Genomic DNA, 10,219 nt, shown 5'->3' with positions numbered 1-10,219 from the left:
GCCCCATCCCGGCCCCAATCCGGGCAGCGGCCTGATGGACGTCGCCGAGTACCACCAGTCCCTGCTTGCCGGCATGCATGTCGCGCAGGCCGGCGAGTTCCTCACCTGGCTGCCGCTCAACGGCGCGCACCACCGTCCGCTGATGGCGCAGGGCTCGCTCAGCCGGAACGGGTGCGTATGGGCCACGGGCGATTTCGCCCTCCACACCCGCAGCGACACCGGCATCGGCCTCGCCGAGGTCGGCGCCTGCGTCGATCTCGTCGGCGGCAATCTGCGCGCCGGCCTCGGGGTCGGCCACAGCCGCTCCTGGCAATCGCTGCACCTGGGCGGCAGTGCCGAACTTGCGGGCCAGTACGTGGTCGGCGAGGTCGACTGGCAGCCCGAGGGCACGCCGCTGCTGCTCTCGGTCACCGGCATGCTGGGCGGCTGGCAGGCGGAGATCCGGCGCGCCTACACCAACGGAGCGGCAACCGCCCATTCGGGCGGCACGACGGACGTCACCGGCGGCGCCCTACGCGTGCGGGCCGATTGGCTGGGCGCCGCCGTCATCGGCAACACCAGCATCAATCCCTGGGCTTCGTTCGCGGCCGGCCGCACGCATGTCGACGGCTACACCGAAAGCGGCGGCCCGTTCCCGGCGACCTTCGCCTCGCAGGGCCAGGACCTGCGCGAGGCGCGCCTCGGCGTCACCGCGGTCACGCCGCTCTCACAGCAGTCGACGTTCAGCGCGACGCTCGAGGTGGCCCATCGCGGCGGCGACGCGCCGACCGCGAGCGGCAGCGTGCCCGGCATCTTTGACTTCAGCCTTGGCGGCGGCAGCCAGCACCAGACCTGGGCGCGCCTCGGAGCCGATTTCGATCATCGGATCACCGAGAACGCGGCCTTTTCGCTCTCCACCCACCTGGCGTCCAATGGCCGCGATCCCTCGCTCTCCGGCTCCATCGGCTTCAAGGCAAGCTTCTAGGGTCGCATGGGACTGTCGCGCATGATCCTGAAGCGCCTGCCGTTGCCGTTCGGACTCGTGGCGGCATTCGTCAGCCCGGGTGTCGCCTTCGACACCAGGGAGGCCGAGACGGTGGTCGTCATCCTCGAAGAGCTCGCCCTCGAGCGCGGCCAGGCCATTCACGCGGGCGCGGCCGCGGAATGGTATGCCTATGACGCGGAGGGAACCGGCCTCATCGCGGCCGCGGGTTTCACCGAGGCGCGCTGGACCAGCGCCTACCACGCGGTGGTCGCCGGGCTCGTCGCGGCCACTCCGCAGGCCGAGTTCGACGCCATGTTCGCCGAGCCGCTGGCGCGCCTTGCCGCTAGTTCGCTTGCCGAAGAGCAGAAGTCGGCCATTCGCGTCAAATACGCGGCGCAGGTCGTCGAGGCGCGGTCGATCCGTGCGGCGGGCGCCGCCCACGCCGCGGCCGTCGCCCCGCTGCTCACCCGTCTGCAGGCTCTGACCTACGGGCCTGCCGACTGATACCAGGCTCCTCCCGGAGACTTGGCGGACGCCCTGCGTGCCCGCCAACCGAGCGCCGCCCGGCACCACGGGCGGCGCTCGCCGTTTTTCCCGTGGTCACGCAGCCTTCGCGTCGGCGCCCGAGGTTGCGGCGATCCAGCTTTCGAGGGCTGCGGCATAGTCGGTTGCGGCCGCTTCGATCTCGGCCGGCTCCAGCTTGTCGGCGCGGTAGAGGACGAAGGGCCTTGCCCAGCCGAGGCTGCAGCGGTTGGCCGTGGCGCGCAGCGGCGCCAGCAGGGCCTCGATGGTGAACATGTTGCGCCCGCCGGGCTGGTAGGCCTCGGGCACGTTGCCGGCGGTCGTCGCGACCAGCAGCGGCGTACCTTCCAGCAGCCGGCCCTCGGTCTCGTAGGTTATGTAGAACATCCGCGTCAGCACCGCATCCTGCCATGCCTTCATCAGCGGCGGAGTGGAATACCACTGGATGGGAAACTGCAGCACGATGCGATCGGCCGTCAACAGCCGCGCCGCTTCGCGCTCGCCGTCGCGGTAGAGGTCGATGCCGTCGGGATAGAGCGCCTGCATGTCGACGATCTCGACATCGGGCAGCTTGCCGGCCGCGGCGGCGAATGCGGCGTTGGCCCTGGACCGGGTGAGGTCCGGGTGGAAGAGAAGGATCAGGGTCTTGGTCATCGCTCGTCTCCTGGTTGGGTCAGGCAGAGGATGCGTCCGCCACAAAAATTACTCCAATCGATTGATGATATGCTCTATTATCGATTTCATGAATTTACGTTCCCTCGACCTCAATCTTCTCGTGGTGCTCGACGCGCTGCTGGACGAAGCCCATGTCAGCCGCGCCGCCGACCGGCTCGGCCTTTCGCAGCCGGCGGCATCTGCCGCCTTGCAGCGCTGCCGCCACGTTTTCGATGATGAGCTGCTGGAGCGTGGCCGCGGCAGCATGCGGCTGACGCCCAAGGCGCAGGCGCTGCGTGCGCCGCTGAAGTCCCTGCTCGCCGACGTCACAGATCTCGTCGATCCGCCGCGGGTCGCCTTGCGCGACATCCGCCAGACGCTGCGCGTCACCATGGCCGACTTCCCCGCCCTCATCGTCGTCGCGCCGCTGATCCGCCAGTTGCGGCAATCGGCGCCGGGCGTCGATCTCATCATCCAGCCCTGGCACGGGGCGGATGTCGCCCGCGCGGCGCTGATCGAGGGCAGCAGCGACATCGCCATCTCGGTCTTTCCGCCGGCCGAGGACGAGCTGCATATCGAGGAGCTCGTCTATGTGCGCTACGTGGTCGGCATGCGGTCCGACCATCCCGCCGCCGGAGCCTTCGACCTCGAAACGTGGCTCGCTTACCCGCACATCCTCGTATCGGGACGCGGCGACACGCGCACGCCGTTCGATGCGGAGCTCGCCAGGCGCGGCCTCTCGCGCCGCGTCGGCCTGGTGGTTCCGAATTTCCAGATGGTGCCCGCCGCGCTCCTCGCCTCGGACATGCTCGCCATGCTGCCCGAGCGCGTGGTGCCGGAGGACGACAGTCTCGTCTTCCTGCCGCCGGCGATCCCCGTTGAGGGCTTTCCCCTGCACCTCGCCTGGCATCGCCGGCGCGCCAACGATGCGGCGCTCCAGCACGTGGCCGAACTCCTCATCGAACTTCTGAGCTAGCTTCGCGCGGCCACCGGGGCTAGCCTCGATATCGGCGCAGGGAGATCATCGTCATGGCCGTCAAACGGATCGTCCCCAACATCGAGACACCCGACACCGAAGCCGCGCGCAGGTTCTACGGCGACATCCTCGGCATGGAGGTGGTCATGGATCACGGCTGGATCGTGACCTTCGCGACCGATGCGTCGACCACGCCGCAGGTGAGCTTTGCCAGCGAAGGCGGTTCCGGCACGCCCGTGCCGGACCTCTCGATCGAAGTCGACAATCTCGACGAGGTCTATGCGCGACTGCAGCAGGCCGGAATCGAGATCGCCTACGGACCGACGGACGAGCCCTGGGGCGTGCGCCGCTTCTTCGTGCGCGATCCGTTCGGACGTCTCGTCAACATCCTCCGCCACGCCTGACCGGCGGCGTCCCGAAGCGTTTCCAGCAAAAGTGAACACCACTTTTCCTGTTCGGAAAACGCGACAAAACAAAGAGTTAGAGGTCGTTCAGCGTTTCAAAGAAACGATGAGCAGCTCCAGGGTATCCTGCTCGTTGCAGCTGTTGCGTACGAAACTCGTCGCCGTTCAGGCCGGCCGGATCACATAGGCGCATCGGCGCGCGCCCGAGACGATGTGCTCACTCCGGCTGACCTGCGCCACGTCCCCGAGCACCGACTGGAACACCTCGAGCTCGGCCCGGCAGAAGCCCTGGCAGGCGGTCGCCGCCGCGCAGATCGGGCAGTGGTTCTCGACCAGCATCAGCGAGCCGTCCTCGGCCTCCCACCAGTCGGCCATGTAGCCTTCCTCGGCGCGCAGCCGCGCCAGCGCCGCCACCCGGTCGCGCAGGTCCGATTGTCCTTCCATGGCGGCCCGGTAGGCGACCTCTGTCCTCGCCTCGCGCTCGGCGATGATCGCATCGAGCGCGGCCTCGCCGAGATTCTCGCGCACGATCGAGAGCAGCTGCACCGTCAGCGCCGCATGCGTATCGGGAAAGCGCGACTGGCCGGCCGCCGTCAGGTTCCAGTATTGGGTCGGGCGCCCGACGCCTCTCGCCTCGCTCGTGGCTTCCACCAGCCCGTCCTCGGCCAGCCGCGCCAGCTGCTGGCGCGCCGCTTCCCCGGTGGTGCCGAGCAGGCGGCCGAGATCGGACGCCGAGACGCGCCCGTGCATCTTCAGCGCCATCAAGACCCGCTCGGCGGGGCTGCGGGGGGACCATTGTGAATTTTCCAAGCCAGCGCTTGACATATTCCTCGACATGTTTTTCAAAGGTGCTGCTTGGAAATTAATCAGGCGGTGCGCCGAATGCAAGCGCGGCGCCGCAATCGAAAGGAACCTCCCATGTCCTTCACCCTTCCCGCCCTGCCCTACGCCCACGGAGCGCTCGCCGATCGCGGCATGAGCCAGGAGACGCTCGAGCTCCACCACGACAAGCACCACCAGGCCTATGTGACCGCCCTCAACGGGTTCGTCGAGAAGAACGCGGAACTCCAGGGCAAGTCGCTCGAGGAGATCATTTCCTTCGTCAAGGACAAGCCCGATCTCGCCCCGGTCTTCAACAATGCCGGCCAGCACTGGAACCACATCCACTTCTGGCAGGCGCTCTCGCCCCGCGGCGGCGGCGTGCCGGGTGCGCTCGAAGCCAAGCTCGTCTCCGACTTCGGCGGCATCGACCAGTTCAAGGAAGTGTTCAAGACCGCCGCGACCACGCAGTTCGGCTCCGGCTGGGCGTGGCTCGTCGCCGGCGCCGACGGCAGGCTCAAGGTCACCAAGACCCCCAACGGCTCCAATCCGCTGGCGACCGGCGAAGGCAAGCCGCTGCTCGGCCTCGACGTCTGGGAGCACTCCTACTACGTCGACTTCCGCAATCGCCGGCCGGACTACGTGACGAACTTCCTCGACAAGCTCGCCAACTACGAGTTCGCCGAGGCCAACCTCAGGGCGGCTTGATCCAGGCCCCCTTCATCCGCCCTTCGGGCACCTTCTCCCACGAGAAGGGAGGGTGGCCAACCCCAGCTGTCGCGTGAGGCATCTCCCCTTCTCCCCTCGTGGGAGAAGGTGGCGCGCAGCGCCGGATGAGGGGGGCCGCGGCACCATTTCGGTAGATTGACCATGACCTACATCGTCACCGAGCAGTGCATCGCCTGCAAGCACATGGATTGCGTCGAGGTGTGCCCCGTCGACTGCTTCTACGAGGGCGAGAACATGCTCGTCATCCATCCGGACGAGTGCATCGACTGCGGGGTGTGCGAGCCGGAATGCCCGGCCGACGCCATCCGTCCCGCGCTCAGCGCCGACGATGACGACTGGGTCGCGTTCAACGCCAAATATGCCCGGCTCTGGCCCAACATCACCGAGATCGGCGAGGTGCCCGCCAACGCCAATGAGATGCAGGGCGTGCCGGACAAATTGAAGACCCTGTTCTCGGAAAAGCCGGGAGCCGGTTCGTGACCGCGCCGATCCTCGACCTCCTCAACGCCGGCGCGATGCACTTGAAGGACACGCGCCAGCCGGCGGTCAGCGGCGCCGATTTCCGCGAGGCGATGTCGATGATGGCCTCGAGCGTCGGCGTGGTCACCGCCGCCCACGAGGGCGAGGTGCGCGGACGCACGGCGACCGCCGTCTTCTCGCTCTCGCTCGAGCCGCCCTCGATCCTCGTCTCGATCAACATCGCCAGCCGCCTCGCCGACCTCATCGTCAAGTCGCGCGGCTTCTCGCTCGCGATCCTTGCCAGCGACCAGCAGGTCATCGGCGACGCGTTCGCGGGCAAGTTCGACGACAAGCTCGCCGGCCTCGACCGCTTCAATTTCGGCGTCTGGGGCCAGTGGCACTCCGGCAACCCCCTGCTCTACGGCGCCGCCGTCGCCCTCGATTGCGAGCTCATCGGCTCCATAGAGACGCAAACCCACATGCTCTTCGCCGGCGGCGTCACCGCCACCGAGGCAGCACCCGCCAAGACGCCATTGATCTGGCACCGGCGGGGGTATGCGGGGCTGAAGGAGTGAGGCACGACACTTTGCCAAACCACCAGCAGTCACCCCGGCGAAAGCCGGGGCCTATCCTGAGACACTTCAACAGCCGCAAGGTGTTTGAACGAAGCACGACAGTGCGAACCGCTCCTTCTCGCGCGTCCCAGCGGTTCAGGGCTGGTCCCGGCTTTTCGCCGGGACGACAGCCGTTGGACCAGTAGCGCGAACGGTTATCAAAGGGAGAATCGGCTACATTGCCCGTGCGCGTGCATATGGGGGATGACGCATGGAAACACTCACGCCAGGGCAGATCGAGCGTGTCCGGCTAACTGCCAACTTGTTCAATACCATCGCTGCAGGCTTGATTGTTTCGGGCGTCGTTGTTCCGCTCATTGGGGTCGTGTATTCTGGCAATGAGCTACCCCGCTGGAACTGGGGTGTAGGGATCACCATTCAAGCCGTCTTGATCATCATGGCGATCATCCTACATCTCAGAGCGAGAGAGAACTTGAGGGAACTGGACAAATGACTCTTCCGGAACTCTACTTTGTGTTTGGAGCGCCACTGATCGTGCTGATCGTGGCATTCGCTCTCTCGCACTTCACCAGGCCCAAGCGCCGCATCCACCCAGGCGAGTAACCACCACCTACTTCGCCCGCAGCGCCACCGCCGCCGCCAGCTTCGCCGGCACCGACAAATACGCCCGGATCAGTTCCACGCGCTCTTGCGTATAATACTGCTCCTCGTGCAGCATGTTGAGCGTGCCGACGAGCTCCCCGCCGAGGACCACCGGCATGTTGACGACCGATCCGCAGCCGAGCGAGCCGATGAGTTCGTAGTCCGGGAACACCTTCGAGATGTCCTCGAGCGTGTTGGCGACGAAGTACTGGCGCGCTTTGTGGACGATGTCGAACCAGGAATCGTAGCGCAGCGGCTTGGTGCCCGAGACCGGATAGCTCTCGGGGTCGCTGGTATAGGCGCGCCGCGCGAGTTCGGCCGCCATGTCGACGCTCATGAAGGTGAAGAGCTTGACGCCGACCACGGCCTCGGTCAGCGCCTGCAGCGCCTTGAACGCCTCGTCGCCGGTCCTGGCTGCCGCGATGGCCGTGTCGAATTGCGCGATGGCCGCGTTGAACTTGTCTTGCGTCATTTGAAGTACCTTCAGGTCGGGAGAATTTCGGCGTGGCCACCGCTGGCGGCCAGCAATTCCTTGGAATAGGGCTCTGTGAGCGCGCCGGCCTTCAACTGGTCGACGCCCGCCACCTCGACGATGCGGCCATGCCGCATCACCGCCAGCCGGTCGCAGAGGAACGAGACGACCGGCAGGTTGTGGGTGACGAGGAGATAGGTCAGCCCCTGCTCACGGCGCAGGCGCTTCAAGAGATTGAGGATTTCGGCCTGCACCGAGACGTCGAGTGCCGAAGTCGGCTCGTCGAGCAGCAGGACCTTGGGCTCCAGCATCAGCGCGCGGGCGATGGCGACGCGCTGGCGCTGCCCGCCCGAGAGCTGGTGCGGGAACCGGAACCGGAAGCGCCGGTCGAGCCCGACGGCCGCCAGCATCGCCTCGACCCGCGCCCCCCGGTTGGAGAGCCCGTGGATCGCCAGCGGCTCGGCGAGCGTCGCATCGATCGTCTTTCGCGGATGCAGCGACCCGTAAGGGTCCTGGAACACCATCTGGCAGTGCCGCGCCACCTGCCGGTCGATGCCGTGGGTGCGCGCCTTGCCGAGAACGGAAATCCTGCCCTCCCAGTCCGGCGCCAGCCCCGCGATGGCGCGCAGCACCGTCGACTTGCCCGAGCCGCTTTCGCCGACGAGCGCGAAGCTCTCGCCCTCGGCGATCTCCAGGTTGATGCCGTGCACCACCTTGGTGTCGCCATAGGACACATCGAGGTCGGTCAGCGTGATCGCGTTCATGTGCCGGCCCACTGGGTTCTGTCGAGCACGGGCAGTTCCTCGCGGCTCTCGTCGAGGGTCGGCATCGCCGCCAGAAGCCCGCGCGTATAGGGATGCTTTGCGTTCTGCAATTCGCTCGCCACGCACTCCTCGACCACCGTTCCCGCGTTCATGACGAGGATGCGGTCGCAATAGCGCGAGACGAGGCTGAGGTCGTGGCTGATGAGGATCAGCCCCATGCCCTTGTCGCGCACCAGGTCGTCGATGATGTCGAGCACCTGCGCCTGCACCGAGACGTCCAGCGCCGATGTCGGCTCGTCGGCGATGAGGAGGTCGGGTTCGGGGATCAGCATCATGGCGATCATCACCCGCTGACCCATGCCGCCCGAGATCTCGTGCGGATAGAGTTTTGCGACGCGCGCCGGATCGTTGATGCGCACCGCTTCCAGCATGGCGATGACCCGCTCATAGATCTGCCGGCGCGGCAGCTTCTTGTGCGTCACCAGCGCCTCGGCGATCTGCTCGCCGACGGTCATCACCGGATTGAGCGAGAACTTCGGGTCCTGCATCACCATCGAGATGCGTGCCCCGCGGATGGCGCGCATGTCGCGCTCGCTCTGCGCCAGCAAATCGATGCCATCGAACGTCATCCTGTCCGCCGTGACGCGGCCGGGAGGGCGGATGAGCTTCAATATCGAGCGCCCGGTCATCGACTTGCCCGAGCCGCTTTCGCCGACGATCCCGAGCCGCTCGCGCCCGAGGGTGAACGAGATGCCCTTGACCACCTCCACCCGCCCCCTGGGCGTCGGGAAGCTGACCCGCAGGTTCGCGATGTCGACGAGCGGGGCCATCAGTGCTTGTCCGCCTGCTTGGGGTCGAGCGCGTCGCGCAGGCCATCGCCGAGGAAGCAGAAGCCGAGGCTGACGATGATGATGGCGAAGCCCGGCATGGTGGCGACCCACCACTGGTCGAGGATGAAGGTGCGCCCGCGCGAGATCATCGCGCCCCATTCGGGAAGCGGGGGCTGCGCGCCGAGCCCGATGAAGCCGAGGCCGGCAGCCGTCAGGATGATGCCCGCCATGTCGAGCGTCACGCGGATGATCATCGAGGGGGTGCAGAGCGGCAGGATGTGGCGCGTGATCACGCGCAGCGGCGAAGCGCCCTGCAACTGCACCGCCGAGATGAACTCGGCGTTGCGGAAGGTCAGCGTCTCGGCCCGCGCGATGCGCGCATAGGCCGGCCAGGTGGTGATGGCGATGGCGATGATGGCGTTGTTGATGCCGGGCCCGAGCGCGGCGACGAACGCCAGCGCCAGGATGAGCTTGGGCATCGACAGGAATACGTCGGTGACGCCCATCAGCGCCTTGTCGACCCAGCCGCCGAAATAGCCCGAGATCGCCCCGATGAGGAGACCCAGCGGCGCGGCGATCAGCGCCACGAGGAGAACGATCGTCAGGGTGATCTGCGACCCCCAGACGACGCGCGAGAAGATGTCGCGCCCGAGTTCGTCGGTGCCCATCCAGTGCGCCGCACTCGGCGGCATCAGCCGGTTGGCGAGGTCCTGTCCCGTCGCCGAATAGGGCGCGATCCACGGCGCGCCGACGGCGGTGACGATGAGCAGCAGGATGATCAGCCCACCCAGCACCGACAACGGATTGCGCATCAGCGCCGCCGCGATGCGGTAGAACCGCCCGAGGCTCGCCTGCAGGCGCGAGGTCGGGGAATCGTCGAGAAGCCAGTCGCGTGTCGAAGCCATCACCGCGCCCTCGGATCCAGCACCCGGTACAGGACGTCCGAGATCTTGTTGATGAAGATGAACACCGCGCCGATGACGAGCGTCGCGCCCAGCACCGCGTTCATGTCGGCGTTGAGCAGCGCCGTCGTCAGGTAATTGCCGATGCCGGGCCAGGAGAATACCGTCTCGATCATCACCGAGCCCTCGAGCAGCCCCGCATAGGAAAGCCCGATGACGGTAATGAGCGGCACGCGGATGGGATTGAACGCGTGCCGCCAGATGACGACGCGCTCCGGCACGCCCTTGACCCGCGCCGTCGTCACGTATTCCTGGCTCAGCTGGTCGAGCATGAACGAGCGCGTCATGCGCGCGATGTAGGCGAGGCTGAAGAAACCGAGCACCGAGGCCGGCAGGACGAGGTGCGTCACCGCGTTCCAGAAGATGTCGATATCGCCGGCAATGAGGCTGTCGATGAGGATGACGCCCGTCACCGGCGGCACCAGCCCATCGTAGAAGATATCGAGC

General features: G+C 66.7%; 15 protein-coding genes. 8 read left to right on the top strand and 7 right to left on the bottom strand.

Going from position 1 to position 10,219, the window contains the following annotated elements:
* Together VE25_RS17900 and VE25_RS22045 are read left to right on the top strand one after the other, a co-directional pair.
* A partial coding sequence (locus tag VE25_RS17900; RefSeq protein ID WP_046110031.1) for an autotransporter outer membrane beta-barrel domain-containing protein occupies nt 1-964 on the top strand: 964 nt, incomplete at its 5' end.
* Between the two features lie 21 nt (nt 965-985).
* The gene (locus tag VE25_RS22045) at nt 986-1,468 is read left to right on the top strand and encodes a hypothetical protein (protein ID WP_152664668.1); all 483 of its coding nucleotides are present in this window, start codon (nt 986-988) and stop codon (nt 1,466-1,468) included.
* Between the two features lie 96 nt (nt 1,469-1,564).
* Here the strand turns inward: VE25_RS22045 and VE25_RS17890 are convergent, their stop codons facing one another.
* Nucleotides 1,565-2,140 (bottom strand): NAD(P)H-dependent oxidoreductase, encoded by a 576-nt coding sequence (locus VE25_RS17890; RefSeq protein WP_046110027.1) that lies wholly within the window; start codon nt 2,138-2,140, stop codon nt 1,565-1,567.
* An 88-nt stretch (nt 2,141-2,228) separates the two neighbouring features.
* On the opposite strand from VE25_RS17890, the gene VE25_RS17885 reads away from it, so the two are divergent.
* Together VE25_RS17885 and VE25_RS17880 are read left to right on the top strand one after the other, a co-directional pair.
* Nucleotides 2,229-3,116 carry a LysR family transcriptional regulator gene (locus tag VE25_RS17885; RefSeq protein ID WP_046110026.1) on the top strand — a complete coding sequence of 296 codons (888 nt, stop codon included), beginning with the start codon at nt 2,229-2,231 and terminating at the stop codon, nt 3,114-3,116.
* Nucleotides 3,117-3,169: 53 nt separating this feature from the next.
* Nucleotides 3,170-3,520, top strand: coding sequence for a VOC family protein (locus tag VE25_RS17880; protein WP_046110025.1), 351 nt, complete (start codon nt 3,170-3,172; stop codon nt 3,518-3,520).
* Between the two features lie 165 nt (nt 3,521-3,685).
* Here VE25_RS17880 and VE25_RS17875 read toward each other — a convergent pair whose 3' ends face one another.
* Complete coding sequence (locus tag VE25_RS17875; RefSeq protein WP_201776112.1) at nt 3,686-4,282, bottom strand: helix-turn-helix transcriptional regulator; 597 nt, start codon at nt 4,280-4,282, stop codon at nt 3,686-3,688.
* 156 nt (nt 4,283-4,438) lie between these two features.
* Between VE25_RS17875 and VE25_RS17870 the strand changes: the two genes are divergently transcribed.
* From VE25_RS17870 to VE25_RS17855, 4 genes are all read left to right on the top strand, one after another.
* Nucleotides 4,439-5,047: a superoxide dismutase gene (locus VE25_RS17870; protein WP_046110023.1), complete on the top strand. Its 609-nt coding sequence runs from the start codon at nt 4,439-4,441 to the stop codon at nt 5,045-5,047.
* A 162-nt stretch (nt 5,048-5,209) separates the two neighbouring features.
* Nucleotides 5,210-5,548 carry a ferredoxin FdxA gene (gene fdxA, locus VE25_RS17865; protein WP_046110022.1) on the top strand — a complete coding sequence of 113 codons (339 nt, stop codon included), beginning with the start codon at nt 5,210-5,212 and terminating at the stop codon, nt 5,546-5,548.
* A complete protein-coding gene (locus VE25_RS17860; RefSeq protein ID WP_152664667.1) occupies nt 5,545-6,102 on the top strand; it encodes a flavin reductase family protein in 558 nt (185 codons plus the stop codon). Before fdxA ends, VE25_RS17860 begins: the two co-directional genes overlap by 4 nt.
* A 250-nt stretch (nt 6,103-6,352) precedes the next feature.
* Nucleotides 6,353-6,595 carry a hypothetical protein gene (locus VE25_RS17855; protein ID WP_046110021.1) on the top strand — a complete coding sequence of 81 codons (243 nt, stop codon included), beginning with the start codon at nt 6,353-6,355 and terminating at the stop codon, nt 6,593-6,595.
* A 117-nt stretch (nt 6,596-6,712) separates the two neighbouring features.
* Here VE25_RS17855 and VE25_RS17850 read toward each other — a convergent pair whose 3' ends face one another.
* From VE25_RS17850 to VE25_RS17830, 5 genes are all read right to left on the bottom strand, one after another.
* Entirely contained in the window at nt 6,713-7,216 is a 504-nt protein-coding gene (locus tag VE25_RS17850) for a GAF domain-containing protein (protein ID WP_046110020.1), read from the bottom strand.
* A gap of 11 nt (nt 7,217-7,227) precedes the next feature.
* The gene (locus VE25_RS17845) at nt 7,228-7,980 is read right to left on the bottom strand and encodes an ABC transporter ATP-binding protein (RefSeq protein WP_046110028.1); all 753 of its coding nucleotides are present in this window, start codon (nt 7,978-7,980) and stop codon (nt 7,228-7,230) included.
* The gene (locus VE25_RS17840; RefSeq protein ID WP_046110019.1) at nt 7,977-8,810 is read right to left on the bottom strand and encodes an ABC transporter ATP-binding protein; all 834 of its coding nucleotides are present in this window, start codon (nt 8,808-8,810) and stop codon (nt 7,977-7,979) included. The genes VE25_RS17845 and VE25_RS17840 overlap by 4 nt, the downstream gene beginning before the upstream one ends.
* Nucleotides 8,810-9,715, bottom strand: coding sequence for an ABC transporter permease (locus VE25_RS17835; protein ID WP_046110018.1), 906 nt, complete (start codon nt 9,713-9,715; stop codon nt 8,810-8,812). The genes VE25_RS17840 and VE25_RS17835 overlap by 1 nt, the downstream gene beginning before the upstream one ends.
* On the bottom strand, nt 9,715-10,219 hold a 505-nt coding region (locus VE25_RS17830; RefSeq protein WP_046110017.1), incomplete at its 5' end, for an ABC transporter permease. The genes VE25_RS17830 and VE25_RS17835, both read right to left, overlap by 1 nt.

Origin of the sequence: Devosia geojensis (genome assembly GCF_000969415.1) — a bacterium.
Taxonomy (GTDB): Bacteria; Pseudomonadota; Alphaproteobacteria; order Rhizobiales; family Devosiaceae; genus Devosia; species Devosia geojensis.
This window is presented reverse-complemented; position numbering and strand designations above follow the sequence as displayed.